Below are 26,724 nucleotides of genomic sequence, written 5' to 3'. Positions count from 1 at the left end.
AAACGGGTGATCAGCATCCTCGGAGTACCGGCGCTGCTGGAAGCGCTGGAGCCCTCTACCGCCTGACGAAGATTCTTGTGCCCTCCGTAAACGCCGCCGTGTCCTAATCCAAAAAAAACCGCGACTTCTCACACAGCCTGGAACGCGGGGACCCATACGCCGTGCAATCTCGATGAGACACAGACAGCAGACACCTTCCCCAACAATTGCCGCCGCGGATTATGGGTCCCGGCGTTCGCCGGGACGACCCGTTTAGGCAGGGTGCCTTATTCCGCCGCCGCTATGCGCGGCCGCCCGACATACCCCGCCGCATCACCAAAACGCTCCGCCATGACCGCGGGCAGGTCCTTGGCCTTGCCGGTGACGCAGGCGCCGGAACGCACGGCGTAGCGGTCCTGATGCGCCAGTTGCGCCGGCGGCGTGCCCTGCTGCAATGCGCGGGCTGATTCCATCACCAGCTTGCGAAAATGCATGATGCCGAGATCGGTCGGCCCGAGATGCTCGCGGGTGCGGTCGGCGATCTGGCCCTGGCTGTCCTGCACCGCGGCGTCCTGTTCGGAGACGCCCTTGATGCCGGTGTAGCTGTTGGTCTTCTGCAGCTTGCGGTCGATCAGATAATCGTTCGATTTGTTCCGCAGCGGAATGTAGTTCTCGTCGACCTCGGAGATCACGCCATTGCCGCGGTCATAGGCGTCGCGTTCGGCTTGCGTGATCGGGCGCTCCGGATTCCAGGCATAGGTGTAGATCCAGCAATTGGTGTCGGTCACCGGAATGAAGCTTTGCCCGAAGATGTTTTCGCCCGGCATCGCGCTCGGCGCGTAGGCATGCACCGGCATCAGGAACTGGGCGATGCGCCAGTAGATATTGTCGCTGCCGGTGACCCGGCCGCCGCCGATGGTCAGCCCCGCTTCGTGCGGAATGATCTTGATCACCGGCCGCGGATCCTCGGCGATCCAGCGCATGTGATCGGTGGCGACACGCACCAGCGGATTCACAAAATGCTTCTTGATGTCGAGGATTTCGTTCTCCTCTTTCTCGAAGCTCAGATGCGCGAAGGTGAAATGCGCGGTGTCGATCGAGCCTTCCAGCGCCTGCACCCAGTTGCAGTCCTGCCATTTCTTCGAGACATAGCGGTGCGAGGCCGGCACCAGCGCCATTTCCATATCCGGCAACTCGGGGACTGATTCCGCCGGGCCCATATAGGCCCAGATCATGTCGCCCCATTCGCGCACCGGATAGGATTTGATGCGGATCAGGTCTTTCGCATTCAGGTCCGGATAGGAGGTCGGCATGTCGACGCAGCGGCCGTCGGTGTCGAATTTCCAGCCATGATAGACGCAGCGGATGCCGCATTCCTCGTTACGGCCGAGCCAGAGATTGGCGCCGCGGTGCGGACAATACTGATCGATGACCCCGACGACGCCGCGTGAGTCGCGGAAGGCGAGCAATTCCTCGCCCATCACGACGACCTTCTTCGGCGTGCCGTCGGCGTCAGGCAATTCCTCGCAGAGCAGGACGGGGAGCCAGAAGCGGCGCAGCAGCTCGCCCATCGGCGTGCCGGCGTCGCTTTCGGTCAGGAATTTGTTGTCCTCGGCGCGGAGCATGGCGTGACCTCCGGATCTTGCTTATTGCTTTGGACGGAGCTTGGCGCAGGCAAGGCGAGGCGTCAACGCACTTGGCGAGAACCTCTCAGCTGTCGTCCCTGCGAACGCAGGGACCCATAACCCGGTCGTCTGTTGTTGTAGGAAGGTGTCCAACAACAGCATCTCACCGATAGGCCGCGGTGTATGGGGCCCTGCGTTCGCAGGGACGACGGATGAGAGGCTACGGCTTCAACACCGGCCGCTCGCCCTTCACCGTCACCCGGGTGCCGGAGCGCGTATACGGCCAGTAGTCCCACATCGCGCGGTGCTGGGTGCAGCGGTTGTCCCAGAACGCGATGGCGTTTTCAGTCCAGCGGAAGCGGCACTGGAACAGCGGATTTTCGCAGTGCTGGTAGAGATATGCCAGCATGGCGTCGCTCTCGTCGCGCGGGATGCCTGACATGTGGCGGGTAAAGCCGCGATTGATGTAGAGCGCCTTCTTGCCGGTCACCGGATGGGTGCGCACCACGGGATGCTCGGCGCTGGGATAGGCCGGCCGGTCGGCGACGCCGTAATTGGCGTAGAGCCCGCGATAGGTGGATTCGCCGTCATGCAGCGCGGTGAGGCCGTCGAGATAGGTCTTCATCCGCTCCGACAGCGATTCGTACGCCGCATACATGTTGGCGAACAGCGTGTCGCCGCCGCGCGGCGGGCACTGCCTGATATAGAGGATCGAACCCATCGGCGGCTCGACGTCGCAGGACACGTCGCTGTGCCAGCCCTCGCCATTGGCGCGCGGGCTGTCCTTGTCGGCATAGATCTTCATCAGCGCGGGATCGTCGCCCTCATGGGGTGCGGCGGGGTGAATGTGCAGCTCGCCGAATTTCCGGCCGAAGGCGAGATGCTGCTGCGGCGTGATGTGCTGGTCGCGGAAGAAGATCACGAGATTTTCGGCCAGCGCGCGGTGGATCTCGTCCATGGTCCGGTTGGACAGCGCGCCTGCGAGATCGACGCCGGAAATTTCCGCGCCGATGATCGGGGTGAGCTTTTCGACGCCGATGGTCTCGTAAGGTGCCTCTTCGCCCGAAGTGTGGCGATAGCGCGGGCCTTGTTTGCTGGACAGCGAGCTCATGGGCGACCTCCGGGCTTACTTCACCCTCTCCCGCTTGCGGGGGAGGGCCGGGGTGGGGGTGCTTCAGCGGGTACAGACTGCTTGCGGCCTGGCGGATGAGAGAGCCCCCACCCTAACCCTCCCCCGCAAGCGGGAGAGGGGACGGACCGTGCGCCGCCGAAAGACTGAGATCAACTTCAACAGCGAGCGAAGCGTCCTTGGATCTCGCTGCGCTCCATCCGGATTAAGAGCGCCCTACTCCGCCGCGGTCACCGGCACGTTCGCGCCCGCGCCATAGCGCTGGTCGATATAGTCGATCACCATCGCCTTGAATTCGGTGGCGATGTTGGGGCCGCGCAGGGTGCGGAATTTCTTGCCGTCGACGAACACGGGGGCTGCGGGGGTTTCGCCGGTGCCGGGCAGCGAGATGCCGATATCGGCATGCTTGGATTCACCGGGGCCGTTGACGATGCAGCCCATGATCGCGACGTTGAGCGACTCGACGCCGGGATAGCGGCTCTTCCAGCTCGGCATTTCCTCGCGGATGAAATCCTGGATCGAGCGCGCCAGTTCCTGGAAGGTGGTCGAGGTGGTGCGGCCGCAGCCCGGGCATGCCGCGACCAGCGGCACAAAGGTGCGGAAGCCCATGGTCTGCAGCAGTTCCTGCGCGACCTGGACTTCCAGCGTGCGGTCGCCGCCGGGCTCCGGCGTCAGCGAAATCCTGATGGTGTCGCCGATGCCCTGCTGCAACAGGATGCCGAGCGCGGCCGACGAGGCGACGATGCCCTTGGAGCCCATGCCGGCCTCGGTGAGGCCGAGATGGATGGCGTAATCGGAACGTTCGGCCAGCGTCTCGTAGACCGCAATCAGGTCCTGCACGGCAGATACCTTGGCGGACAGGATCATGCGGTTCTTCGGCAGGCCGATTTCTTCCGCGCGCGCGGCCGACAACAGCGCCGACTGCACCATGGCCTCGCGGGTCACCGCGCGGACATCCTTCGGCTGCGGCAGCAGCGCGTTTTCGTCCATCAGTTTGGTCAGCAGTTCCTGATCCAGCGATCCCCAATTGGCGCCGATCCGCACCGTCTTGTTGTACCTCAGCGCCATCTCGACGATGTCGGTGAACTGGGTGTCGCGCTTGGCCTTGAACCCGACATTGCCGGGATTGATGCGGTATTTGTCGAGCGCCTCGGCGCAGGCGGGATGGTCGGCCAGCAGCTTGTGGCCGAGGTAATGGAAATCGCCGATCAGCGGCGTGGTGATGCCACGCTTGCGCAGGCCGTCGCGGATATGCGGCACGGCAGCGGCGGCCTCGTCGCGGTCGACCGTGATTCGCACCATTTCCGAGCCGGCGCGCGCCAGTGCGGCGACCTGCGCGATGGTGCCCTCGATATCGGCGGTGTCGGTGTTGGTCATCGACTGCACCACGATCGGCGCGCCGCCACCGACGGCGACATTGCCGACCATGACCTGGGTGGTTTTATGCCGGGCGCTGGGGCCGGCGACGTCGTCGTCGGCAAGTTTTTCGGGCTTGTTCATGGGGTCTCGAATATCAGGTTTTGGTGACATTCACCAAGGGGCCAGTGGCAGATGCCGGGGCGCTATCTTGGGTCGGATTTTTTCTCTTTTGGTTCAATGGCTTATTCGACCAACCCGGCCGAAAACGTGGTTTCGGTACCGCGCCGGCCATTAACCGCTATATCGGGCCGGAATCCGGGGATTAAAGGGCAGACCCTGGAGGGAGGCTGCCTTTTCAGCCCTTGCCTGCTGCCCTAGCATGACCGGAACTTTGCCGGGAGAAACAGTAATGCCGCAGCGTAACGGATTGATTACCACGGCGGAACTCGCCGGAATCCTCGATCATCCCGACCTCCGGCTGTTCGATTGCACCACCTATCTCGAATACCAACCGGAAGGCTCAGGCGTTCCCTATATCGCGGTGCCGGGACGGCACACTTTCGAGGCCGGGCATATTCCGGGCGCGGATTTTCTCGATCTGCAAGGCGAATTCTCCCAAGCCGGCATCGAGCTGCATTTCATGATGCCGGCCACAGCCCAGCTTGAGGCCGCGTTCGGCCGACATGGGCTCGGAGCGAACAGCCGGGTGGTGCTCTACAGCATCGGGACGCCGCAATGGGCGACGCGGTTCTGGTGGATGCTGAAATCGCTCGGCTATGACAATGCCGCGGTGCTGGATGGCGGGCTCGACACATGGAAGGCCGAGGGCCGTGCGCTCGAAACCGGGCCGGCAAAAGGTTATCCGCCGGCGACATTCATCGCCAAACCGCGGGCCGGCTATTTCGTCGACAAGCACGCGACGCTGCAGGCCAGCGGCGATCGCGACACCGTCGTCGTCAACGCGCTCAACCCGCAACTGCACAAGGGCCTGGAGCCGAGCCGTTACGGCCGGCCGGGGCATATTCCCGGCAGCGTCAACGTGTCGGCGGCGACCTTGATCAATCCGGAAACGAAAGCTTTTCTGCCGCTGGCGGACGCGGAGAGCAAATTCGCCGCGCAAGGCGTGACGAAGGACAAGCGCGTGGTGGCCTATTGCGGCGGCGGCATCTCCGCCACCATCGACCTGTTCCAGCTCTATCGGCTCGGTTACGACAATCTCGCTTTGTACGACGCCTCGATGGGCGAGTGGGCGAAGGATGAATCGTTGCCGATCGAGGCGGGGTAGCGGCTTTCGTCATTGCGAGGAGCGAAGCGACGAAGCAATCCAGCTTTGCTGCCGTAAGGAAGGAAGCTGGATTGCTTCGCTGCGCTCGCAATGACGGTCTAACGCGTTAGCGAAAGCCACTTCACGCCGGCACGTTCGGATCCGTCACCACCTTCGGCCCGGAAACTTCCGGCCGGTTCACCAGATAAAGCCCCGCGATCACCAGCAGCGCCGCGACGCCGAAGGTGATGGTCAGCGTGTCATTCAGGACGAAATAGCTGGCGACCACGCCGAACAAGGGCGTGATGAAGGTGAAGGCGGACAGCTTGCTGGCGGAATAGGTTTTGATCAGGGCGAACCACAGCAGAAATGTCAGCCCGACTACCCAGAACGCCTGGTAGGACAGCAGCGACACCGACAACAGCCCGGGCATATGGGTCAACCGTTCGCCGGAGACCCACGCCGCGAAAGCCAGAATCGGAATCGACATCGCCACCTGGTAGCCGAGGCCCTTTTCCGCTGGCGCCTTCAGCAGCGAGGTCGCCTTGACCAGCAGCGTGGTCGCCGCCCACAGCGCGCCGCCGGCGACGATCAGGAGATCGCCGAGCAGCACATCGGCATCGACATTGGCCTGCGGCACGCCGATCGCCAGCGCCACACCGGCAAAGCTCAAACCCAGCCCGCCCCATTGCGACGCGCGCAGCCGCTCGCCGAGAAACGAATAGGAGCCGAGCGCCACGAAGAACGGCGCGGTATAGAGAAACACCACGGCGCGAGAGGCCGAGGTCAGCAACAGGCCGCGATAGATCAGCACGAATTCGACGCCGAAGATGATGCCGGCACACAGGCCCGGCCACAGCGTGCCGTCACGCGCAAAGAATTTGACGCCGCGCCACCAGCCGATGAGCAGCAGCACCGGCAAGGCGCCGACCGAGCGAATCAGCGCCTGCAGCATCGGCGGCACATCCGGCAGCACCAGCTTGACGGCGATCTGATTGAAACCCCAGCTCAGGCACAGCATCAGCATCAGCGCGGTGGCGCCGGCGCTGAGCGGACGCCCGGCCGATGGCTGCATTTGATCTGACGACATTGATCCTCGCGAGCGGCTTCGCGCCGTTTCTTATTATGCGGCCTTCTGGCAGTGCGCGCAGGTGCCGGTGATTTCGACGACGGACAGTTTTGGCGCGAAGCCGGAGGCGCGCGCCGCGGCGTTGAGGCTTTGGGCTACGGGCGCCGCCGGAATTTCGCCGACCGAACCGCAGCGCTCGCAGATCAGGAACGCCACCATCGCGGTGGCGTCATGGTCATGCGCGCAGGCCAGGAAGGCGTTGCGGCTTTCGATGCGGTGGACGAGGCCGTTCTCCATGAGGAAATCGAGCGCCCGGTACACCGTGATCGGCGCCGGCCGCGGCATCGACTTTGCCAGTTCGTCGATCACCTCATAGGCGCCGAGCGGGCGGTGGCTGGACAGCAGCGCTTGCAGCACCTGGCGGCGGATCGGGGTGAATTTCTGCGCTCTCGACTTGCAGACCTGCTCGGCATGCAGAATCCCGTCCGCGGTGCAGCGGTCGTGATCGTGATCGGGCGCGGGGAAGGTCGGTTTGGCCAGGGTCATGACAGCTCATGATGTAACGCGGATGAACCTGATGGTCCATGTTCCGCCAGCCTCCAATTGCGCCGCACCAATCTGGGGCTTTTTACCAGACGGAGCTGAAATGCCGATGGTGAGCGGCATTCCGGGGCCGAGCCATGTGCTGTCCGCGGAGCAGCCCCCTGCCGCAGGCTGGTTTTGAATTAACTTGAAAAGCCGGGTTGATAAGCTAGCTTATAATATCGCTTGCTTACGGAGATACCCATGCCCGGTTCCGTGGATATGAACTTCCTGTTCACGCTGGGCGAAGTGCAGCGGATGGTGCGCGCCTATGCCGACAAGCAGGCGGCGCGCTACGGCATCACCCGCGCGCAATGGGCTGTTCTGGCCAAGGTGGAACGCACCGAGGGTCTGAAGCAGTCGGAGCTTGCCGAACAGATGGAAATGCAGCCGATCACGCTGACGCGGCTGATCGACAGACTGTGCGACGCCGGCTGGATCGAGCGCCGCAGCGACGCCAGCGACCGCCGCGTCAACCGGCTTTACCTCAAGAAGGCCGCGCGCCCGCTGCTCGGCAAGCTCGGCGGGCTGCGCTCCGAACTGACGGCGACCGCGCTCGAAGGCATCAATCCGGCCGACGCCCACCGTCTGCTGGCGCAGCTCGAGGCGATCAAGGAAAACGTCCGCAACGCGATTCAGAACCCGGCCGGTGCAGCGCTCAACAAGGAGCAGCAAATTGGCTGATCCAGTCCTCAAATTCCCGCCGGAGCAGAAAGGCGAGCCGCCCCTAAAACCCCGGACCAGGATCGCCGCGGAGCCGCGCCGCCGCCTGATGGCGGGCATGCGGCGCTACCGCCGTTTTCTGCTGCTGGTGGTGCTGCCGCTGGTGGCGCTGGTGGCCGGCATTACCTTCTATCTCAACGGCGGCCGCTACGTGACCACCGACGACGCCTATGTCGGTGCCCAGAAGGTGCTGATCACGCCGGACGTTTCCGGCAAGATCATCAGCGTCACGGTGAAGGAGGGCCAGCAGGTCACCACCGGCGACGTCCTGTTCCAGATCGACCCGGTGCCGTTCCAGCTGGCGCTGGCGCAGGCGCGCGCCAAGCTCGAAGACGCCAGGACCGGCCACGCCAACCTCGTCGCCAATGTGAAGCTCTATGGACAGACCATCGAGCTGGTCAACGCCGGCATCGCGCTGAAGCAGAAGGATGTCGAGCGCAAGAATTCGCTGGTCAAGAGCAATGCCGGATCGCAGCTCGACCTCGACAACAGCGCCACCGCGCTGGTGACCGCGCAGGCGCAGCGGCAGATCGTCACCCAGCAGCGCTCGAACGCCCTCAACCAGCTGCTCGGTGACCCCGACCTGCCGCTCGAACGGTTTCCGGCCTACATGCAGGCCAAGGCCGTGCTCGACGACGCCCAGCGCAACCTCGATCTCTCGACCGTGCGCGCGCCGATGAACGGCACCGCCACCCAGGTCGAGCAGATCCAGCTCGGCCGCCACGTCATCGCAGGCAGCCCGGTGTTTTCCGTGATCGACACCTCGAACCCGTGGGTCGACGCCAATCCGAAGGAATCGGATTTCACCTATGTCGCGGTCGGCCAGTCCGTCACCCTCGACGTCGATGCCTTCCCCAACCACGTCTTCAAGGGCACGGTAGGCTCGCTGTCGCCAGGCACCGGCGCGCAATTCGCCATCCTGCCGCCGCAGAACGCCACCGGCAATTTCGTCAAGGTGGTGCAGCGCGTGCCGGTGCGGATCTATTTCGACAACAACGACGCCTTCGTCCGCAAGCTGAAGGCCGGCATGAGCGTCTACGCCACCATCGACACCAAGCATCGCCGTTCGCTCGCCAATCTGTTCGGCTCGCCGGCGGTGGCGGCCAAGGAGGACTGAGCGGCCATGCCGAATTCGGCCGCAGCCCCCGTTGCCGTTCCCGGCCTGCGCCGGACCATGGTGACGATCTGCGCGATGACGGCGACCATCATGCAGGCGCTGGACACCACCATCGCCAACGTCGCGCTGCCCTACATGCAGGGCACCCTGTCGACCTCGCAGGACCAGATCAACTGGGTGCTGACCTCCTACATCGTGGCGGCGGCGATCATGACCGCGCCGGTGGGCTGGATCGCCAACAGGTTCGGCCGCAAGCGGATCTTCATCATCTGCTCCGCCGGCTTCACGATCGCGTCGGTGCTGTGCGGCGCCGCCCAGGACATCTACCAGATGGTGCTGTTCCGCCTGCTGCAGGGCGTGTTCGGCGCCGCGCTGGTGCCGCTGTCGCAGGCGGTGATGCTCGACTCCTACGCGCTGCATGAGCGCGCCAAGGCGATGGCGATCTGGGGCATGGGCGTGATGATGGGTCCGATCATGGGACCGTCGCTGGGCGCCTGGCTGACCGAAACCTATTCCTGGCACTGGGTGTTCCTGGTCAATCTGCCGTTCGGCATCTTCACCGTGCTCGGCCTGATGGTGTTCATGGACGAGACCAAAAAGGCGCGCGAGCTGCGCTTCGACTGGTTCGGCTTCACCGCGCTCGCGGTCGGCATCGGATCCTTGCAGATCGCGCTCGACCGCGGCGAACAGCTCGGCTGGCTGAGCTCGAACGAGATCATCGCCGAGTTCATCATCTCGGCCGTCGGGTTCTATTATTTCCTCGCGCATTCGCTGACGACGGACAAACCATTCATCCAGTTCGCGCTGTTCCGCGACAAGAATTTCGTCGGCGGCTGCGTGTTCATGTCGGTCATGGGCGTGGTGCTGTTCTCGACCATGGCGCTGGCATCGCCGTTCCTGCAGAACGTGCTCGGTTACCCCATCATCACCGCCGGCCTGCTGCTGGCGAGCCGCGGCTTCGGCACCTTCGTCGCCATGATGATGGTCGGGCGGCTGATGCGCTATATCGAGGCGCGTACGCTGATCGTCAGCGGCCTCGGCATGACCTGCGTGTCGCTGTTCTGGATGACGGCCTGGACCGACCAGACCGGCGTCAACGAGATCCTGATCATCAGCATCTTCCAGGGCTTCGGATTCGGTCTCGTGTTCGTGCCGCTCTCCACGGTGGCGTTCCTGACGCTGCCCAATCATCTGCGCACCGACGGCACCTCGATGCTGACGCTGTTGCGCAACGTCGGCAGCTCGATCGGCATTTCCCTTGTCATCTCGCAGCTGACCGAGGGGTCGCGGTGGAGTTACGCTGTGCTGTCGCAGCACATCAATCCGTTCAACCATGCGATGCAGATGCCACAGGTGCGGGCCATGATCGACCTCGGCACCGACAAGGGCCGCGCCCTGATGGACGCCATCGTCAAGCTGCAGGCGCAGGTCATCGCCTTCTCGCACGATTACCAGATGGTGATGATCTTCACGCTGTGCGCGATCCCGCTGACCATCATGATCGGATCGAGCAAGGCCACGCTGCGCAAGCAGTCGGTGGCGCCGGAACATGCGGTGATCGAGTAGCGATGCTCCTCTCCCCTCCCTCCTCTCCCCTCCCTCCACGCGCCCGGGCGCGTGGCGGGGAGGGGGCGGGGTGGGGGGCGCTTCCGCGGACTCGCTGTCAACGGTATGCGAAGATTCGCTGTCAGTCGTATGCGCTGATAGACCCCCCACCCCCGACCCCTCCCCACCGCTTCGCGGGAGTTGGGGAGAAGAAAGCAAGCACCGGCAGGTGGGCGCTATTCCGCCGGCTTCGCCTGCGTCTCGAACAGATGCACGATGGCGTTGGCGTAGTACTTCAGCAGGATCAGTTCGTCCGGGTTGGCGCGATAGCTGCCGTCTTCCTCCAGCACCAGATGGCGCAGCGTCAGCATGCGTAAACCTACCGATATCGCGTAGTCGCGATCGGCCCGCGGAATGTGGACGTAGCTGCCCTGGGCCTCCAGCACGCCGATCAACTCCGACACACGCTGCTTGATGTCGAGCAGGGAGAGCGGCTTGTCGCCGGCCTCCAGCATCGCGGTCGATACCAGCGAGACCGGCAGCGCCGGGACCACCCGGCCGACGGCCTGCATCAGCCTGTTACCGAGCTTTTCGGTCTCGGCATGGCGCGCTTCGGGCGCCAGCAGGCGGAAATCGATGTTGGCCTCGGCGACATGCTTTCGAAGCGACACCGGCTCGCCGAAGCTCACGCAGGTATAGCCGAAGCGATGCCACTCGCCGCGGATCGCCATCCCGATGTGGCGAAAGACATGGCTCGCGAACACTTTTGCGTTGAAGCCGAACACCGGCTTTTTCCCAGGCTCGGTACTGGCGACGGAGGTCAGCATGCGATCCTCCAGCACGCGGTCGTAATTGACCGCCACGGGGACGAACACCACGTCGCGCGGGCCGAGCGGATCGAAACCCGAGACCATGTAGCTCAACAGCCCGAATTTCGGCGGGCGCAGCCGGCCATCGCGGCTGAGACCGCCTTCCGGAAAGATCGCCTGCGTCACGCCTGCCGACGTTGCCATGTGGACGTAGCGCGCCAGCACCTTGCGATAGAGCCCCTCACGGGAATCCCTGGAGATGAAATAGGCCCCCATCGAGCGGATCAGGCCGCGCAGCCCCCAGACCTGCGCCCATTCACCAACGGCGTAGCTCAGCGCCGACGACGTCGCGGCGACATAGGTCACCAGCACGTAATCCATGTTGGAGCGATGGTTGATGACGAAGATGACCGAAGATCCGGGATCGACCCTGGCCAGCGCATCGTCGTTGCGATAGCCGATGCGGACGCGATAGAGCATCTGGGAGATGCTGCGGGCGATCCGCGTTCCCACGCGGAAATAGGCATAGGCGCTGAACGAGGGAACGATCTCCTGGGCGTAGCGCTTCACCTTCTCCATCGAGACTTCGCGCGGAACGCCGGCTTCTTTGGCGTATTCGTCGGCCGCGTGCAGCACTTCCGGATCGAACACCAGGCGGTCGATCAGCACCTGGCGTTTTGTCAATTTGAACGGCTGGATGTGAAGCTTGAGGCGGGTATTGAGTTCGTCGATGGCGCGATTGGCGCGCCGCCGCAGCGCCCAGCGCACGCTCGGCATCAGGATGCGGTCGATCACCGCCAGCGCCGCCAGCAAGGCGACGATGATGACGGCCCATAGCGGCACGGCAACCTGCGACCCCATAGCGCCCCCTGTCTCGCCGCCTCCCCTGGATCGCCCTGCCGGCCAGGGCGCCCCTCCGATCAGGATACCATCGAAGGCGCCGCCTGGCCGCAAGAGGCTTGTGGGCCCGCACACCCTTAAATTGACGCTCCGGGGATGGCCTCCGGGGCTGCCCGCACTGGCGCGCCCGGCACGAAGGCATCGAAGGCCGCCCAGAACTGCTCGCGATAGAGGTCGGCCTCCTGCAGGATTTCATGCCGGGCGCCCTCGATCACCAGATGAGATCCCGCCGGCAGCCGGGCGGCAAATTCCTTGATGGTTGTCGCCGATACGACGGTATCGGCACCCGCCGCCACCATCAGAACCGGTTGCCCGATATGCGACGCGTAATCAGCGGCCCGAAATTCGATCACCGTGTCGAATGCAGCGTCGAGCCAGGCGACCGTAGGAGAACCAATCCCGAGCGTTGAATCCTGTTCGAGAATCGCGGCGTTGCGCGCATATCGCCCGGGATCGGAAGTGAGCGGGTTATCGGGGAAGCCCGATGCCCTGGTCCGATCGACGTTGCTGCCCGGAACGTAGCTGTCGCCGAAGCCGGTGCGGCGCAGGGTCCGCATCAGCAAGCGCAAGGGCCAGGAGGAGCGCGGTTGCGGCAAGTCGATCAGCGGCGCGGCCAGAACCATGCGTTCGAACCAGCGCTTGCGGGCATGCGCGACACGCAGCATGACGGCGCCGCCCATCGAGTGCGCCAGCGCATAATAGGGCGGCGGGCAATGGGGAACGACCACGTGCTGCATGAAGGTCGCAACGTCGATCTCGAAATCGGAAAAACGCACGACATGCCCCTTGCGCGGATCGGGCAGCTGCCGCGACGAATGCCCCTGTCCGCGCCAGTCCATGACGGCGACCGCGAAGCCGCGTTGCCGCAGTTCGCGCACGGTCTCGAAATACTTTTCAATGAACTCGCTGCGGCCGGTGAAGACGCAGACGGTTCCCTTGATGTCTTCCTTGGCATCGGCGGGCGAGTCCCAGCGCGCGAAACGCAGCGCCACGCCGTCCGGCGTCTGGATCATGCCCGTGACGGCACCGTCGGGACACGGATTGCCGGGAGTGGAAACGAGCTTCATGGCGGAACCGGAGGGGGGAAAGATGCAGCAAGGACACGCAGGAGGCCTGCAAGACATCGACGTCCTTGACATCGACGTCCCTGGGCCCGAGCGGGATCAGCCATATCAGCTTCGCCCGCGACCCTCCAGCCAATGCGCGCCCGGCCTCAGCCCAGCGGCTCCAGCACCATCAGCCCCGACGCCGTGTTCGAGATCGGGATGTGATAATTGGCGTGCTGCTGCTTCACCTTCTCCGGCAGCGCGCCGCGCGCCACCACCCAATTGAGCAGTTCGACGCCCTGGGTGCCTGAAAGCTCGACCAGCTCCGTGGTCGAATACTGCGTCGCCCAGGCCGGGTTGGTGACCATACTATCCATGAACGCGAGGTCGAACTCCTTGTTGATGAAGCCGGCGCGCTCGCCGTCGAGCTGGTGCGACAGGCCTCCGGTGCCCATGACGACCACCCGTTCGTGCCCCGGCCACGATGCGATCGCCCGACCGATCGCCTGGCCGAGCTTGTAACAGCGCGCCGCCGTGGGCAGCGGCCCCTGCACGGTATTGACGCACACCGGGATGGTGCGGACCGGCCATTTCATGTCGGGCCAGCACAGCGCCATCGGCAGGGTGAAGGCATGGTCGACCACCATCTCCTGGCAGGTGGTAAGGTCGAACTCCTCGGCCACCAGCTGCTCGATCAGGTGCCATGACAGCGCCTGGTCGCCGCGGAACGGCGGCAGCGTCGGAATCCCCCACCCCTCGTCGGCATTGCGGTACTCGCTGGCCGCACCGACGGCGAAGGTCGGCATCTTGTCGAGGAAGAAATTCAGTCCGTGGTCATTATAGACCAGCACGATGACATCCGGTTTCACCTTGGCGAGCCATTCGCGCACCGGCGGGAAACCGTCGAAGAAGGGTTTCCAGTAGGGGTCGTTCTGCAGGCCCTTGGCGATCGCGCCGCCGATGGCGGGAACGTGCGACGTGGTGATGGTCCCGACTATGCTGGCCATGGCCTATCCCCTTGCCGCCAGAAGTTTCGCCTTGAACTGATCCTTGGTGAGGCCGGTCTGCTGGGCGCCGATGTCCTGCATGTCGAGCCCGAAGATCCCGGCGAACTTCGCCAGATAGTAGGCGTTGCCGCCGGCTTCGATCAGCTGCAATACGTTGCGGTTGCGGATCGCCTCGCGCTGCTGCGGGTTGAGGCCGTATCTGGCGCAGTAGGCGTCTTCGTCCTCGACGAAGGCCCGCCGGTTGGCGGCGTCGTTGAACGAGTAGCACATCTTGTTCAGGGCGTAGCCCTTGCGGGCCTGCTCGCCGTCAAAAATGGTGGTGCCGGGTACCGGCTGTCGCGCACTGGCCATGGACCTCTCCCTGATGTTGCATCATGTCTATTCGATCGGTTGCCGGCGTGAATTGCTCTGGATCAAATCCAGGCTGAGCGGACCGATGCTCTAGAACGGCAGCCCCACATAGTTCTCGGCCAGCGAGCGCTGGGCGGCCTCGGACGAGAACAGGTACGACAGCTCGGTTTCCTGCAGCCTGTCGTCGTAGGAAATATTGTCCGGGAAACGGTGCAGCATCATGGTCATCCACCATGAAAAACGTTGCGCCTTCCAGACCCGCGCCAGCGCCTTTTTCGAATAGCCGTCGAGACCGGCATCGTCGCCCTTTTTGTAGTGACCGACCATGGCGTGATAGAGGTAATAGATATCCGAGGCCGCGCTGTTGAGCCCGCGCGCGCCGGTCGGCGGCACGATATGCGCGGCGTCGCCGGCGAGGAACAGGCGGCCATAGCGCATCGGCTCGGCCACGAAGCTGCGCAACGGCGCGATGCTCTTCTCGATCGACGGGCCGGTGATCAACCCGGCCGCGACATTGTCCGGCAGCCGGAGCTTGAGCTCGGCCCAGAACGCATCGTCGGACCAGTCTTCGATCCGATCCGTCAGCGGCACCTGGATGTAGTAGCGGCTCAGCACCTGCGACCGCAGCGAGCACAGCGCAAATCCGCGCTCGTGCCTGGCATAGATCAGTTCCGATGACACCGGTTTGGTGCGCGACAGCACCCCTAGCCAGCCGAACGGATAGACCCGCTCATATTCGCGCAGCACATCCTTCGGGATCGACTTGCGGCTGACGCCGTGGAAACCGTCGGCGCCGATGACATACTCGCAATCGATGCGGACGACCCTGTCGCCGTCGCGATAGGTGACATAGGGCGCATCCGAATTCAGATCGTGCGGCGTCACGTCCTCGGCGTTGTGAATGACGTTGCCGTTCATCCGCTCGCGCGCGTCGTAGAGATCGCGCGTCAGTTCGGTCTGGCCATAGACGACGACCGAACTGCCGCCCGAATATTTGAACAGATCGACGTGATCCATCACCCCGTCATGGGCGATGTGAAAACCCTTGTGGATCTCGCCCTCGCGGTCCATGCGCTCGCCGCATTGGGCCTCGCGCATCAGCTGGGCGAAGCCGTGCTCCAGCACGCCCGCCCGAATCCGCGCCAAGACATATTCGCGGCTGTATTTTTCCAGCACCACGGTTTCGATGCCCTGCAGATGCAGGAGCTGGGACAGCAGCAGCCCCGACGGTCCGCCGCCAATGATGCAAACCTGAACCTTCATGGCACCCTCCCTCGATTTTGGACAAATCTACGGAGTTTTGGCTCGTTCAGAATGGATAGACCCTCCTTTGTCTTGTATGATTCGAACATGAGCAGAACCCCGGCCCAGCGAACCGTCCAGACCTACAACCTGTTTGGCGAGTCCGGCGATCTGCCTGACGTCGTGCATTGCGAAACCATCGCCGCGCGTTCGGTGCTGCACCAATGGGAATTCGCAGCCCACCGGCATGCACGGCTGCATCAGATACTGCTGATCGAACGCGGCGGCGGACAGGCGACGCTGGAAGGACGGATCCACGCGCTGCGGCCGATGCGGGTCGTCAACGTGCATATCGGCGACGTCCACGGCTTCAGCTTCAAACCGGGCACCCAGGGCTGGGTGCTGACCGTATCGGCTGAAATGCTGGACGAGGTGCTGACACCCTCGGAAGGGTTGCGGCGCGTACTGGCGCATTCGACCGTGGTGCGCGGCACGCCCGAGATGCGCAATGCGATGCAGCAGATTTTCGCTGAATTCGCCGGGCGCCATTTTGCCAGGGCGCATATCCTGCGGGCACTGTCCGCGGCCCTGATCGGCCTGGTCGCGCGCGAAATGGCCGCGAACGGCAGGATGCCGGGCGGCATGGCGAAACCCGACCTTTTTCGCCGGTTCGAGGCGCTGCTCGAACAACACTTCCTGCAGCACTGGACCGTGTCGGACTATGCCGCCGCGCTGGCGATCACACCGACGCATCTGAGCCGGCTGGCCCGCGCGGCAACCGGCCACGCGGCATCGCATGTGATCCTCGACCGGGTCATTCGCGAGGCGCGGCGCAACCTCGTCTATACCAACCTGCCGGTCTCGACGATCGCCTATGCGCTCGGTTTCAGCGACCCGGCCTATTTCAGCCGGCTGTTCTCGGGATCAACCGGCCTGTCGCCGCGAGGTTTTCGCGACAAGGTGCACGGGGGCACTTAGCTCCGCCGATTGCAATCGGTGAAAATTCCGGGAATGTATCGCCGGCAAGAAGCACACAAAATGATGGGAGATCTACGCCATGGCCTTTTCGCTCTACGACGCCACCGTCGCCAACTACCTGCAGATCCTCGGCGCCGTCGGCGCCAGCCTCGAGAAGAGCCTTGCGCATTTCCGCGAGAAGGGCGTCGATCCGGCCGAAATCGTCGAGACCCGGCTTGCGCCCGACATGCTGCCGCTGCGCTTCCAGATCGTCTCGGTCGCCCATCATTCGCGCGGCGCGATCGAGGCGGCGCAAAACGGCGTGTTCCTGCCGCCGTCTGGCAAGACCGATCTCGACTATGCCGGGCTGCAGGCGCTGGTGACGGAGGCGCAGCACGAACTCTCGGCCCTGACACCGGAGGCGGTCGACGCGCTCGCCGGCCGCGACGTCACCTTCAAGCTCGGCGAGCGCGCGCTGCCTTTCACCACCGAAGGATTCCTGATGTCGTTCTCGCTGCCGAACTTCTTTTTCCACGCGACGACGGCTTACGACATTCTCCGCCACAAGGGCGCACCGCTCGGAAAGCGCGATTTCATGGGCAGGCTGAAGCTACGGACGTGAGGAGCGGCCTTTCCTGATGTTCACTCAGATCGAACGACCGACTGAACGACCGCCCGGTGTTGGGGGGATCATTTCAGATTTCGGCTTGCTCTACGCATCGAACGGTTTCATTGGCTGGCTGTTCGCTGTGACCGGGCCTGTTGCGATCATTCTGGCCGTCGGCTCGAACGGGGGGCTCTCCGAGAGCGAAATCGCATCCTGGATCTTCGGCGTCTTCTTTTTCAACGGCGTGATCACGCTGCTGTTCAGCGGGCTCTATCGTCAGCCGCTCGTCTTCTTCTGGACCATTCCCGGTACGGTCCTGGTCGGACAGTCGCTGACTCATCTGACGTTTCCGGAGGTTGTCGGCGCGTTTTACGCTACGGGCCTGCTGATGCTGGTGTTGGGTGCGAGCGGCTGGGTCAAACGGGTCATGCAGTTTGTTCCGATGCCGATCGTCATGGGCATGGTCGCCGGCGTTTTTCTGCGCTTTGGCCTCGAGCTCGTCCGCGCCGTCTTTGCCGACACCATCATCGTCGGACCGATGGTCGCGATCTGGCTCATCCTGTCGGCGATCCCGCGCCTTGGCCGGCGTTTTCCGCCCATCATCGGGGCGCTCGTGGTCGGCGCATCGATGACCGTGCTGTTCAGCCGGTTCGACGCCACCGCAACGCTTCAATTCGAACTGATCCGCCCGGTGATCCAGACACCGGTCTGGTCGCTCGCGGCCATGATCGAGCTTGTCGTGCCGCTCGCGATCACGGTTCTCGTCGTGCAGAATGGCCAGGGCTTTGCCGTGCTAGGGGCGGCAGGGCATACGCCGCCGATCAACGCCGTGACCATGGCCTGCGGCATCGGCTCGGTGATCAGCGCCGCCGTCGGTGGCGTCAGTTCCTGCCTGACGGGGCCGACCAACGCCATTGTGGTCTCGAGCGGCGAGCGAGGACGCCACTACAGCGCCGCCATGTTCGTTGGCGGTCTGGCGCTGGTGTTCGGACTGCTGGCGCCGACATTTACACGGTTGCTGCTGGTTTCGCCCAAATCCCTGGTGATGGCCCTGGCGGGACTCGCGATGCTGCGCGTCCTGCAGACGGCGTTTGTCACCGCGTTCAAGGAGCGCTTCTCCTTCGGCGCGCTGTTGGCCTTCCTTGTCAGCGTCGCCGATGTGCCCCTGTTGAACATCGGCGCCGCGTTCTGGGGTCTCTTGTCCGGCGTCGCGATCTCACTTCTGCTGGAGCGGTCGGATTTCACGGCAGAGACGAAATCGTAGCCCGTAGCCCGTAGCCCGGCTGGAGCGCTTGCGTAATCCGGGACTTTTCTTGCACCGTTCCCGGATTGCGCCTCTGGGGCACGCCGAAGGCGTGACCCAAGGCCTTCATCCGGGCTACGGGACTTTCAAGCGTCGAGTTGCTGCTCCAGATCGTGCAGCACCTGGTAACATGCCAGTACCTGCGCGACGCTCGAATTCGGCTCGCGGCCCTCGCGGATCGCGGCGAAGAACTCGCGGTCCTGCAGCTCGATGCCGTTCATGGAGACGTCGACTTTCGACACGTCGATCTTCTCTTCCTTGCCGTTGAACAGATCGTCGTAGCGCGCGATGTAGGTGCCGGTGTCGCCGATATAGCGGAAGAAGGTGCCGAGCGGACCGTCATTGTTGAAGGACAGGCTGAGCGTGCAGATCGCGCCGCTGGCCGTCTTGAGCTGGATCGACATATCCATCGCGATCCCCAGGGTCGGATGGATCGGCCCCTGCACCGCGTTGGCCTTCACGATCGGCGAGCCCGCCTGGTAGGCGAACAGGTCGACCGTATGCGCCGCATGGTGCCACAGCAAATGGTCGGTCCAGCTGCGCGGCTGGCCCAGCGCGTTCATGTTGGAGCGGCGGAAGAAGAAGGTCTGCACATCCATCTGCTGGATGTTGAATTCGCCTGCGACGATCTTCTTGTGCACCCATTGATGGCTGGGGTTGAAGCGGCGGGTATGGCCGCACATCGCGACGAGCTTGGTTTGCTTCTGCAGATCGACCACGGCCTGCGCATCCGCAAGCGAATCCGCGAGCGGAATCTCGACCTGGACATGCTTGCCGGCCTTGAGACACGCGATCGACTGCGCCGCGTGCATCTGGGTCGGCGTGCACAGGATCACCGCGTCAACCTCCTTGAGCGCGAGGCTGTCGGCGAGGTCGGTCGAAACATGCGCGATGCCGTATTTGGCGGCAACTTCCTTCGTCGGCTCCAGACGGCGGCCGACCAGCGACACCACCTCGACGCCGTCGATGTTCCTGATGCCGTCGAGATGCTTGATGCCGAATGCGCCGGCGCCGGCCAGCGCTACCTTGATCGTCTTGTTAGTCGTCTTGGCCACGTCAGTTGTTCTCCAGAATCAGATGGCCCACGGCGGTGTTGCTGGCGGGCACATGGTAGAAGCGATGCAGCACCTTGGGCTTGTTGCCGCCGCCATTGACGTCGTTCATGGCGCCGCGCGCGATCAGCCACATCACGAGCTCGATGCCTTCGCTGCCGGCCTCGCGGACGTAGTCGATATGCGGCATTTTCGACAACCCTTCGGGATCGGCAATCAGGCGGTCGAGAAAATTGGTGTCGAACTCCTTGTTGATCAGCCCGGCGCGCGGCCCCTGCAGCTGGTGGCTCATGCCGCCGGTACCCCAGATCTGCACGTTGAGCGGTTCGTCGTAGGACAGGATCGCCTTTCGGATCGCCTTGCCGAGCATGTAGCAGCGCCGGCCCGAGGGCGCCGGGTACTGCACCACATTGACGGCGAACGGGATCACCGGACAGGGCCACGCCTGCGGCTGGCCGCACATCAGGCTGAGCGGGACCGTGAGGCCGTGGTCGATGTCCATCTTGTTGACGATGGTCAGATCGAAATCGTCCTGGATCACCGACTGCGCGATGTGGCCGGCGAGTTTCGGATGGCCGATCACTTTCGGCACCGGACGCGGACCCCAGCCCTCGTCGGCCACCGCGAACTCGGCCGCTGTGCCGATCGCGAAGGTCGGAATGAGGTCGAGGCTGAACGCATTGGCGTGATCGTTGTAGACCAGGAAGATGACGTCCGGCTTCTGCTCCTTCAACCACTGCTTGGAGAAGTCATAGCCCGCGAATACCGGCTGCCAGTACGGCTCCGCGGTCTTGCCGAGGTCGAGCGCTGCACCTACCGCCGGCACGTGTGATGTGTAGACGCTGGCTGAGATACGGGCCATTTACTTCTTCTCCCCGGTGTAGCGGTTGCCTTCAATGGTGCGGCCGCCGCTGACCATCATGTTGCGGTATTCATCCTCGCTCATGCCGGTCATGCTGCCGGCCATCTGCTGGAAACTCTTGCCGTCGGTGGCGCCGATCTTGGCGAGGAAGTAGATGTTGCCGCCGAGCGCGATGCAGCGATTGAGGTCGCGCGCCATGACTGCCAGCTTCTGGTCCTCGGTCATCGGCCATTCGTCGAGATAGGCGCGTTCGTCGGCCTTGAAGCGGGCGCGGTTGTCCGCTTTCATCAGCGACATGCAGAACTGGTTGAGATGATAGCCTTGGCGCGACATGTCGGCGTCGAAGATCGTGGTGCCGGGAACGTCCTTGTAGGGTTTGTCGAGTGACATCGGTCGGTCTCCTCAGGAGTGTTCGGGCCAGTACAGCCGCATCGGGTTGTCGACCAGCAGCTTCTGCTGCAATTGTGATGTGACCGCAACGTGCGGGATGAAATCGACCAACAGTCCGTCGTCGGGCATATGGTCTTTCAAATTCGGATGCGGCCAGTCGGTTCCCCAGAGTACGCGATCAGGGAAGGTTTCGACGATGCGCCGCGCGAAGGGGATCACGTCGCGGTAGGCATTTTGTTCGCCGTTCAGCGCCGGCGGGCCCGCGACCGACAGCCGCTCCGGGCAACTGACCTTGGACCAGACGTTCGGATGTTCCTTCATGAACTTCACGAACAGTTCGAACTCCGGACCGTCGACCGGCTTGGTGACGTCGGGCCGGCCCATATGGTCGACCACGACCGTGGTCGGCAGCGAGGTGAAGAAATCCCACAATTCGGGCAAATCCACCGCCTCGAAATAGATCACGACATGCCAGCCCAGCGTGCCGATGCGGTCGGCGATCTCGATCAACTCTTCCTTCGGCGTGAAATCGACCAGGCGTTTGACGAAATTGAAACGCACGCCGCGCACGCCAGCGTCGTGCATTGCGCGCAACTCTTCGTTGCTGATGCTGCGCTTGACGGTGGCGACGCCACGCGCTCTGCCGCCGGAATGAACCAGCGCGTCGACCATCGCGCTGTTATCGGCGCCATGGCAGGTGGCCTGGACCACGACGTTGCGGGCGAAGCCGAGATGGTCGCGCAGGGCGTAGAGCTGCTGCTTCGACGCGTCGCAGGGGGTGTATTTGCGCTCCGGCGCGAACGGAAATTCGGCGCCCGGGCCGAACACATGGCAGTGCGCGTCCACGGCGCCGGCCGGCACCTTGAAGTGGGGTCTTGACGGACCGGCGTACCAGTCCAGCCAGCCCGGTGTTTTCTGAAATTCCATTGTCGCTTTTCTCACTGCTTTTCGTCGGGCTTGACCTTGCCGAGTATCCGATCCGCCTCGGTGCGCCAGTCGGCGCTGCGGGCAAATTCCTTCGTCCCCTTCGCGCCGAACAGACCGTCATCGGCGAGGTCGGCAATCCAGGCCTGGCGTTCGGCGGTGCCCTGCGCCGACCATGGCGTCAGCCCGATCTCGCGCACGGTCTCCGCCACCTCGCGGACCTCCTCGCTGCGGCGGCGGCCGTGCTCGATCACGCGCTGAAAGAAATAGGCGCCCTGCTTCTCCCAGTCGATGCCGGGAAAGGTCTCCTTGAGCGACGCCAGCACCGCGTCCTCGACACCGTAGGCGCGCGCCGTGGTGAAACTCTCGATCACCATGGCTTCCATGCCCTTGATCATGATGCTGCGGCACATCTTGACCGCCGAGGCGACGCCGAGCTGGTCGCTCGCCACCTTGGCGTTGAAGCCGAGCTCGACCAGCAGGGGCGACAGCTCGCGGGCGCCGGGGCCGCCCAGCAGCAACGGCACCTTGATGCGGTAGGGCGGAACCGAAGTCATGACGGCGCCCTCGACATAGCGTCCGCCGGCGCCGTCGATCAGGGCAGCTGCGCGTTGCTTGGCGCCCGGCGCCGCCGAATTGAAATCGAGGAACCAGGCGCCCTGCTTCAGCCCGGGCATGCAGGCCTGCGCCACCGGCACCGCCTGGCTCGCGGTAACCGCGGAGACGATCAGGTCGGCCTCTGCGGCGAGATCGGCATGCGACGATGCCAGCGCAACGCCGATGCCGGCGGCGTGATCGCGCAGCGGCTTGGCCCTGTCGTCGCCGAGCTTGATGTCGTAGGCGCTGACCCGGACGCCGTCCTTGCGCAGGTCCTCGGCGAGAATCCGGCCCACCTCGCCATAGCCGACGAGGCCGACATGCCACTGGTTGGAAGCAACCGACATCCTGTTCAATCTATGTAGCGGAGGCCGGCTTTCGCCAGCGGCTCACGCATGTTGTACATGTCGAGACCGAGCACGCCGGCTGCCAGCTTGGCGCGCTTGTCGCCTTCATTGGCCTCGCGTGCTTCCGCCGCGTCCGCGGCCTGCTGGGCGACGGCGGCGGGCACCACGACCACGCCGTCGGGATCGGCGACGATGACGTCGCCCGGATTGACCAGCGCGCCGGCGCAGACCACCGGGATGTTCACCGAACCCAGTGTTGCCTTCACCGTGCCTTTGGCGCTGATCGCCCTCGAAAATACCGGGAACTGCATTTCGGTGAGGTCCTTCACGTCACGCACGCCGCCGTCGATGATCAGGCCCCTGGCGCCGCGGGCGCGAAAACTGGTGGCCAGCAGATCGCCGAAGAAGCCGTCGGTGTTCTCGGCGGTGCAGGCGGCCACCACGACGTCGCCCGGCTGCAGCTGTTCGGCCACCACATGCATCATCCAGTTATCGCCGGGCTGCAACAGCACTGTGACCGCGGTGCCGCAGGTGTGAGCGTCGGCGTAGACCGGGCGCATATAGGGCAGCATCAGGCCGACGCGGCCCATCGCCTCGTGAATGGTGGCGACGCCGAAGCGCGACAGCTTTTCGACCGCGGTCTTGTCGGCGCGAACGATGTTGCGCTTGACCACGCCGAGATTGTTCATGGGAATGCTCATGCTACTTGCCCTTCGCCTTCAAGGCCGCATCGAGCCTGGGGAATACGCGCCGCGCATTGCCCTCGTAGACCTTTTTCTTTTCCTCCGCGCTCAGGATGGTCGAAGCCTCGATGTAACGCTTGGTGTCGTCATAGGGAAAGCCGGTTTCGGGATCGATCCCCTTCACCGCGCCGATCATCTCGCTGGCGAACAGGATGTTATCGACCGGGATCACCTTGGTCAGAAGATCGATGCCGGGCTGGTGATAGACGCAGGTGTCGAAGAAGATGTTCTTCAGCAAATGGTCCTTCAGCAGCGGCTTCTTCAGCTCCTGCGCGAGGCCCCGGAAGCGGCCCCAGTGATAAGGCACCGCGCCGCCGCCGTGCGGGATCAGGAATTTCAGCGTCGGAAAATCCTTGAACAGGTCCGAGGTAAGGCACTGCATGAACGCGGTGGTGTCGGCGTTGAGATAATGCGCGCCTGTGGTGTGGAAGCAGGCGTTGCAGCTGGTGGACACGTGGATCATGGCGGGGATGTCGAGTTCCACCATCTTCTCGTAGATCGGATACCATTGTCGGTCCGACAGCGGCGGCGAGGTCCAGTGCCCGCCCGACGGGTCGGGATTCAGGTTGATGCCGACGAAGCCGTACTCCTTGACGCATTTCTCCATCTCGGGGATGCAGGTTTTTGGATCGACGCCCGGCGACTGCGGCAGCATCGCGGCACCAATAAAGCTGTCCGGGAAAAGTTTGGCGATGCGCGCACACAGCTCGTTGCAGATCGCGGCCCAGGTCGAGGAGACCTGGAAGTCGCCGATATGGTGCGCCATGAAGCTGGCGCGCGGGCTGAAGATGGTGAGGTCGCTGCCGCGCTCCTGCATCTTCTTGAGCTGGTTGTTGATGATGGATTCGCGCAGCTCGTCGTCGCTGATCTTCAACTCGCTTGCCTTCGGCATGGCCGAGGGATCCTTGATCCCGGCGATCTGCCGGTTGCGCCAGTCCTCGAGCGCCTTCGGCGCGGTGGTGTAGTGACCGTGTACGTCGATGATCATCGTTTCTTCCCTGGTTCTATGCTTGCCGGGCGCGACGGGGTTCGGGAACTGCGCTGAAATGTCCGGCCCAGACCGAGGCCGGCACCATGGCCTCGCCGCGCATCAACAGCCGCGCGGTGCGCAGCAGCGCGGCGCTGGTGACATTTTGCGGATTGGCCGGATCGACCTCGATCTCGACGCTGAATTCGCCGGTCGGATGCTCAACCGAAATGGTCTTGGCGTTCTCACCGGGCACCACAGCGATGCCCTGGGTGATCGAACCGTCGAGCACGCAGGCGGTGGCGACCGTCACCGCCGCCAGCACGCCGATGGCATCGTGGCAGACATGCGGGATGAAGCTGCGCGTGGAAATGGCGCCGCCGGCACGCGGCGCCGATATCAACGTCATCTTCGGGTAATTCTTGGCCGTGACGTCGCCGAGCTGCATGGCGTGACCGCAGGCGATGCGCAGCCGCTCGATCCGCGCCTTCAACTCGGTATCGGCATTGAGCTGATCGACGCTCTCATAGCCGGTGCGGCCGACATCGGCTGACTTGAAGATCACCAGCGGCATGCCGTTGTCGATGCAGGTCACGGTGATGCCGTCGATCACGTCGCGGACATTCCCGGTCGGCAGCAGTCCCGGCGCCACCGAGCCCGCGGTGTCGAGGAAGTTGATCTTGATCGGCGCCGAGGTGCCCGGCGCGCCGTCGATCCGGGCCGCGCCCTCGTATTCGACATGTCCATCAGGGGTCTGCACGGTGATGTCGCATTGCATGTCGGTGTTGAGCGTCAGCACGCGCAGCGTGGTGGTGTCGCCCTGCGGCTTGACCAGTCCGGCTTCGAGCGCGAACGGCACCACGGCGGCGAGCATGTTGCCGCAATTGGGCGTAGTGTCGACGGTGTCCTTGTCGGGCTGCAACTGCGCGAACAGGAAATCGAGATCGACGCCGGGCCGCGAGCCCTTCGATACGATGCCGACCTTGCTGGTGAGCGGATGCGCACCGCCGAGCCCGTCGATCTGGCGCTTGTCGGGCGAACCCATCACCGCGAGCAGCACCTTGTCGCGGGTCGGGATATCCGAGGGCAGGTCGGCGGCGTTGAAAAACGGGCCGCGAGAGGTGCCGCCGCGCATGAACAGGCAGGGAATGGCAGTTTGCATGGCGTTCCCGGTCATTGGATTTTTTGCATTCTGGCGGTTCGGGTTCGGCTTCGCCACCATCCGCCATTTCTAACAGCTATCACGTTCCGGCATGGGTGAAAGCCCCGAGCCATGCTGGAAATGCTTTAAGCCGGCAGCCCTCGCACCAGTTCGGTCAACAGCCGCATCGCGTGCAGCGCCAGCGGCGTCGGACGCTTGTGCGCGGAGACCGCGAGGCAGAGCACGCTGACCGGCGCCGGATCGGTCAGCCGGCGCACCACGAGTTCGCCTGACCGTGCCGACGCCGCCACACCGCTGGCGGTGAGCACGGCATGGCCATAGCCGGCACAGACCAGATCGATGATCGACGGGACGCTGGATACCTCCCAGGCAATATCGAGCTTGATGCCGGCCAGCGCCGCCTGGGTCTCCAGCAGGCGGCGCATCGCGTGGACCCGCTCCGGCACGATCAGCGGGTAGCGCGGCAGTTCCTTCATCGGCAGCGGCGGCGAGGCCGGCTTGCGTTTGCCCATACCTTTCCCCTTGGGCGCCCGGCTCACCAGGCTGAGCGCCTCCTGCAGCAGCGGCGTGATCTCCAGCCCAGCCTGCGCCTCGGGGTTGTAGACGAGACCGATGTCGATGCGTCCGGTGGTGACCCATTCGACGATATGGGTCGACAACCCCTCGACGACGGCCAGCCGGGCGGCGGGCAACTGCTTCCTGAAGCGGTCGATCAGCGGCAGCGTGAGTTGCCGGCCGATGCTCGGGGGCAGCCCGATGGTCACCCGCCCGACCGGCTCGTTGCGGCTGGCGCCCAGATCCTCGCGCGCATGCGCCATCAGCTGCAGCACCGCGACGCTGTGGTCGAACAAGCGCTTGCCGGCGTCGGTCAGCGCCACGCCGCGACCGTTGCGCAGGAACAGCTGCTGGCGCAGTTCGGTCTCGAGGCTGCGCACCTGGCGGCTGAGCGCGGGCTGCGCGATGTCGAGCACCACGGCAGCCTTGCTGAAGCTGCCGAGTTCGGCGACGTGGACGAAATATTCGAGCTGTTTGAGGTTCATGGTCCTGGGACTGTACACCCGCGCTC

General features: G+C 64.0%; 26 protein-coding genes. 7 read left to right on the top strand and 19 right to left on the bottom strand.

All coding sequences use genetic code 11. The features are described 5' to 3' along the window. Positions 1-266: 266 nt before the first annotated feature. The 3 genes from Q7U29_RS17705 to ispG form a co-directional block, all read right to left on the bottom strand. Positions 267-1,604 (bottom strand): Rieske 2Fe-2S domain-containing protein, encoded by a 1,338-nt coding sequence (locus Q7U29_RS17705; protein ID WP_304743637.1) that lies wholly within the window; start codon positions 1,602-1,604, stop codon positions 267-269. Positions 1,605-1,824: 220 nt separating this feature from the next. Next, positions 1,825-2,715 carry a TauD/TfdA family dioxygenase gene (locus tag Q7U29_RS17700; protein WP_304743636.1) on the bottom strand — a complete coding sequence of 297 codons (891 nt, stop codon included), beginning with the start codon at positions 2,713-2,715 and terminating at the stop codon, positions 1,825-1,827. Between the two features lie 234 nt (positions 2,716-2,949). Further along, the gene (gene ispG, locus Q7U29_RS17695; protein ID WP_304743634.1) at positions 2,950-4,233 is read right to left on the bottom strand and encodes a flavodoxin-dependent (E)-4-hydroxy-3-methylbut-2-enyl-diphosphate synthase; all 1,284 of its coding nucleotides are present in this window, start codon (positions 4,231-4,233) and stop codon (positions 2,950-2,952) included. 268 nt (positions 4,234-4,501) lie between these two features. On the opposite strand from ispG, the gene Q7U29_RS17690 reads away from it, so the two are divergent. Further along, the gene (locus Q7U29_RS17690; RefSeq protein ID WP_304743632.1) at positions 4,502-5,377 is read left to right on the top strand and encodes a sulfurtransferase; all 876 of its coding nucleotides are present in this window, start codon (positions 4,502-4,504) and stop codon (positions 5,375-5,377) included. Between the two features lie 121 nt (positions 5,378-5,498). Here Q7U29_RS17690 and Q7U29_RS17685 read toward each other — a convergent pair whose 3' ends face one another. Continuing rightward, positions 5,499-6,446: a DMT family transporter gene (locus tag Q7U29_RS17685; protein WP_304743631.1), complete on the bottom strand. Its 948-nt coding sequence runs from the start codon at positions 6,444-6,446 to the stop codon at positions 5,499-5,501. A gap of 33 nt (positions 6,447-6,479) precedes the next feature. Next, positions 6,480-6,971 (bottom strand): Fur family transcriptional regulator, encoded by a 492-nt coding sequence (locus tag Q7U29_RS17680; protein ID WP_304743629.1) that lies wholly within the window; start codon positions 6,969-6,971, stop codon positions 6,480-6,482. A 240-nt stretch (positions 6,972-7,211) separates the two neighbouring features. Between Q7U29_RS17680 and Q7U29_RS17675 the strand changes: the two genes are divergently transcribed. Genes Q7U29_RS17675 through Q7U29_RS17665 form a run of 3 tightly spaced genes read left to right on the top strand, consistent with a single transcriptional unit; the run spans position 7,212 to position 10,413 of the window. Next, on the top strand, positions 7,212-7,691 hold the full coding sequence (locus Q7U29_RS17675) for a MarR family winged helix-turn-helix transcriptional regulator (protein ID WP_304743628.1): 480 nt from the start codon (positions 7,212-7,214) through the stop codon (positions 7,689-7,691). Next, positions 7,684-8,847 carry an HlyD family secretion protein gene (locus tag Q7U29_RS17670; protein ID WP_304743626.1) on the top strand — a complete coding sequence of 388 codons (1,164 nt, stop codon included), beginning with the start codon at positions 7,684-7,686 and terminating at the stop codon, positions 8,845-8,847. Before Q7U29_RS17675 ends, Q7U29_RS17670 begins: the two co-directional genes overlap by 8 nt. Before the next feature lie 6 nt (positions 8,848-8,853). Beyond that, positions 8,854-10,413, top strand: a complete 1,560-nt coding sequence (locus Q7U29_RS17665) for a DHA2 family efflux MFS transporter permease subunit (RefSeq protein WP_304743624.1) — start codon at positions 8,854-8,856, stop codon at positions 10,411-10,413. A 215-nt stretch (positions 10,414-10,628) separates the two neighbouring features. Here Q7U29_RS17665 and Q7U29_RS17660 read toward each other — a convergent pair whose 3' ends face one another. From Q7U29_RS17660 to pobA, 5 genes are all read right to left on the bottom strand, one after another. Then, a complete protein-coding gene (locus Q7U29_RS17660; RefSeq protein ID WP_304743623.1) occupies positions 10,629-12,062 on the bottom strand; it encodes a 1-acyl-sn-glycerol-3-phosphate acyltransferase in 1,434 nt (477 codons plus the stop codon). Between the two features lie 116 nt (positions 12,063-12,178). Continuing rightward, complete coding sequence (locus Q7U29_RS17655; protein WP_304743621.1) at positions 12,179-13,168, bottom strand: alpha/beta fold hydrolase; 990 nt, start codon at positions 13,166-13,168, stop codon at positions 12,179-12,181. A 146-nt stretch (positions 13,169-13,314) separates the two neighbouring features. Next, a complete protein-coding gene (locus Q7U29_RS17650) occupies positions 13,315-14,154 on the bottom strand; it encodes a class III extradiol dioxygenase family protein (RefSeq protein ID WP_304743619.1) in 840 nt (279 codons plus the stop codon). Positions 14,155-14,157: 3 nt separating this feature from the next. Further along, positions 14,158-14,505, bottom strand: a complete 348-nt coding sequence (locus Q7U29_RS17645; RefSeq protein WP_304743618.1) for a protocatechuate 4,5-dioxygenase subunit alpha — start codon at positions 14,503-14,505, stop codon at positions 14,158-14,160. Positions 14,506-14,595: 90 nt separating this feature from the next. Further along, positions 14,596-15,768: a 4-hydroxybenzoate 3-monooxygenase gene (pobA, locus tag Q7U29_RS17640; protein ID WP_304743616.1), complete on the bottom strand. Its 1,173-nt coding sequence runs from the start codon at positions 15,766-15,768 to the stop codon at positions 14,596-14,598. A 51-nt stretch (positions 15,769-15,819) separates the two neighbouring features. On the opposite strand from pobA, the gene Q7U29_RS17635 reads away from it, so the two are divergent. From Q7U29_RS17635 to Q7U29_RS17625, 3 genes are all read left to right on the top strand, one after another. Further along, positions 15,820-16,725, top strand: a complete 906-nt coding sequence (locus Q7U29_RS17635) for a helix-turn-helix domain-containing protein (protein WP_304743614.1) — start codon at positions 15,820-15,822, stop codon at positions 16,723-16,725. A 79-nt stretch (positions 16,726-16,804) separates the two neighbouring features. Continuing rightward, positions 16,805-17,326: a DUF1993 family protein gene (locus tag Q7U29_RS17630; protein WP_304743612.1), complete on the top strand. Its 522-nt coding sequence runs from the start codon at positions 16,805-16,807 to the stop codon at positions 17,324-17,326. 16 nt (positions 17,327-17,342) lie between these two features. Then, complete coding sequence (locus tag Q7U29_RS17625) at positions 17,343-18,575, top strand: benzoate/H(+) symporter BenE family transporter (RefSeq protein WP_304743610.1); 1,233 nt, start codon at positions 17,343-17,345, stop codon at positions 18,573-18,575. A 125-nt stretch (positions 18,576-18,700) separates the two neighbouring features. Here the strand turns inward: Q7U29_RS17625 and Q7U29_RS17620 are convergent, their stop codons facing one another. The 9 genes from Q7U29_RS17620 to Q7U29_RS17580 all read right to left on the bottom strand — a co-directional run bounded on the left by Q7U29_RS17620 (position 18,701) and on the right by Q7U29_RS17580 (position 26,698). Further along, positions 18,701-19,669, bottom strand: coding sequence for a Gfo/Idh/MocA family oxidoreductase (locus tag Q7U29_RS17620; RefSeq protein ID WP_304743608.1), 969 nt, complete (start codon positions 19,667-19,669; stop codon positions 18,701-18,703). A gap of 1 nt (position 19,670) precedes the next feature. After that, positions 19,671-20,528 (bottom strand): class III extradiol dioxygenase subunit beta, encoded by an 858-nt coding sequence (locus tag Q7U29_RS17615; protein WP_304743606.1) that lies wholly within the window; start codon positions 20,526-20,528, stop codon positions 19,671-19,673. Further along, positions 20,529-20,918 (bottom strand): protocatechuate 4,5-dioxygenase subunit alpha, encoded by a 390-nt coding sequence (gene ligA, locus Q7U29_RS17610; protein WP_304743605.1) that lies wholly within the window; start codon positions 20,916-20,918, stop codon positions 20,529-20,531. A 12-nt stretch (positions 20,919-20,930) separates the two neighbouring features. Beyond that, entirely contained in the window at positions 20,931-21,845 is a 915-nt protein-coding gene (locus Q7U29_RS17605; protein ID WP_304743604.1) for an amidohydrolase family protein, read from the bottom strand. Between the two features lie 11 nt (positions 21,846-21,856). Further along, complete coding sequence (locus Q7U29_RS17600; protein WP_304743602.1) at positions 21,857-22,786, bottom strand: NAD(P)-dependent oxidoreductase; 930 nt, start codon at positions 22,784-22,786, stop codon at positions 21,857-21,859. Positions 22,787-22,791: 5 nt separating this feature from the next. Then, on the bottom strand, positions 22,792-23,487 hold the full coding sequence (ligK, locus tag Q7U29_RS17595; protein ID WP_304743601.1) for a 4-carboxy-4-hydroxy-2-oxoadipate aldolase/oxaloacetate decarboxylase: 696 nt from the start codon (positions 23,485-23,487) through the stop codon (positions 22,792-22,794). A 1-nt stretch (position 23,488) separates the two neighbouring features. Next, positions 23,489-24,517 (bottom strand): amidohydrolase family protein, encoded by a 1,029-nt coding sequence (locus Q7U29_RS17590; protein WP_304743599.1) that lies wholly within the window; start codon positions 24,515-24,517, stop codon positions 23,489-23,491. Positions 24,518-24,533: 16 nt separating this feature from the next. Then, complete coding sequence (locus Q7U29_RS17585; RefSeq protein WP_304743598.1) at positions 24,534-25,658, bottom strand: 4-oxalomesaconate tautomerase; 1,125 nt, start codon at positions 25,656-25,658, stop codon at positions 24,534-24,536. Between the two features lie 125 nt (positions 25,659-25,783). After that, complete coding sequence (locus Q7U29_RS17580; protein ID WP_304743596.1) at positions 25,784-26,698, bottom strand: LysR substrate-binding domain-containing protein; 915 nt, start codon at positions 26,696-26,698, stop codon at positions 25,784-25,786. Positions 26,699-26,724: the final 26 nt, after the last annotated feature.

This window comes from Bradyrhizobium sp., from assembly GCF_030654605.1.
Classification (GTDB): domain Bacteria; phylum Pseudomonadota; class Alphaproteobacteria; order Rhizobiales; family Xanthobacteraceae; genus Bradyrhizobium.
The sequence above is the reverse complement of the archived record's forward strand: the minus strand, read 5'-3'. Positions and strand labels throughout refer to the sequence as shown.

Coding starts and splice junctions, on each gene's coding strand:
- pobA (WP_304743616.1), bottom strand. CDS start 15,768: ATGAAGGTTCAGGTTTGCATCATTGGCGGCGGACCGTCGGGGCTGCTG.
- Q7U29_RS17650 (WP_304743619.1), bottom strand. CDS start 14,154: ATGGCCAGCATAGTCGGGACCATCACCACGTCGCACGTTCCCGCCATC.
- Q7U29_RS17705 (WP_304743637.1), bottom strand. CDS start 1,604: ATGCTCCGCGCCGAGGACAACAAATTCCTGACCGAAAGCGACGCCGGC.
- Q7U29_RS17645 (WP_304743618.1), bottom strand. CDS start 14,505: ATGGCCAGTGCGCGACAGCCGGTACCCGGCACCACCATTTTTGACGGC.
- Q7U29_RS17585 (WP_304743598.1), bottom strand. CDS start 25,658: ATGCAAACTGCCATTCCCTGCCTGTTCATGCGCGGCGGCACCTCTCGC.
- Q7U29_RS17580 (WP_304743596.1), bottom strand. CDS start 26,698: ATGAACCTCAAACAGCTCGAATATTTCGTCCACGTCGCCGAACTCGGC.
- ligA (WP_304743605.1), bottom strand. CDS start 20,918: ATGTCACTCGACAAACCCTACAAGGACGTTCCCGGCACCACGATCTTC.
- ligK (WP_304743601.1), bottom strand. CDS start 23,487: ATGAGCATTCCCATGAACAATCTCGGCGTGGTCAAGCGCAACATCGTT.
- ispG (WP_304743634.1), bottom strand. CDS start 4,233: ATGAACAAGCCCGAAAAACTTGCCGACGACGACGTCGCCGGCCCCAGC.
- Q7U29_RS17600 (WP_304743602.1), bottom strand. CDS start 22,786: ATGTCGGTTGCTTCCAACCAGTGGCATGTCGGCCTCGTCGGCTATGGC.
- Q7U29_RS17665 (WP_304743624.1), top strand. CDS start 8,854: ATGCCGAATTCGGCCGCAGCCCCCGTTGCCGTTCCCGGCCTGCGCCGG.
- Q7U29_RS17635 (WP_304743614.1), top strand. CDS start 15,820: ATGGATAGACCCTCCTTTGTCTTGTATGATTCGAACATGAGCAGAACC.
- Q7U29_RS17630 (WP_304743612.1), top strand. CDS start 16,805: ATGGCCTTTTCGCTCTACGACGCCACCGTCGCCAACTACCTGCAGATC.
- Q7U29_RS17615 (WP_304743606.1), bottom strand. CDS start 20,528: ATGGCCCGTATCTCAGCCAGCGTCTACACATCACACGTGCCGGCGGTA.
- Q7U29_RS17655 (WP_304743621.1), bottom strand. CDS start 13,168: ATGAAGCTCGTTTCCACTCCCGGCAATCCGTGTCCCGACGGTGCCGTC.
- Q7U29_RS17590 (WP_304743599.1), bottom strand. CDS start 24,517: ATGATCATCGACGTACACGGTCACTACACCACCGCGCCGAAGGCGCTC.
- Q7U29_RS17625 (WP_304743610.1), top strand. CDS start 17,343: ATGTTCACTCAGATCGAACGACCGACTGAACGACCGCCCGGTGTTGGG.
- Q7U29_RS17690 (WP_304743632.1), top strand. CDS start 4,502: ATGCCGCAGCGTAACGGATTGATTACCACGGCGGAACTCGCCGGAATC.
- Q7U29_RS17675 (WP_304743628.1), top strand. CDS start 7,212: ATGCCCGGTTCCGTGGATATGAACTTCCTGTTCACGCTGGGCGAAGTG.
- Q7U29_RS17685 (WP_304743631.1), bottom strand. CDS start 6,446: ATGTCGTCAGATCAAATGCAGCCATCGGCCGGGCGTCCGCTCAGCGCC.
- Q7U29_RS17700 (WP_304743636.1), bottom strand. CDS start 2,715: ATGAGCTCGCTGTCCAGCAAACAAGGCCCGCGCTATCGCCACACTTCG.
- Q7U29_RS17680 (WP_304743629.1), bottom strand. CDS start 6,971: ATGACCCTGGCCAAACCGACCTTCCCCGCGCCCGATCACGATCACGAC.
- Q7U29_RS17605 (WP_304743604.1), bottom strand. CDS start 21,845: ATGGAATTTCAGAAAACACCGGGCTGGCTGGACTGGTACGCCGGTCCG.
- Q7U29_RS17660 (WP_304743623.1), bottom strand. CDS start 12,062: ATGGGGTCGCAGGTTGCCGTGCCGCTATGGGCCGTCATCATCGTCGCC.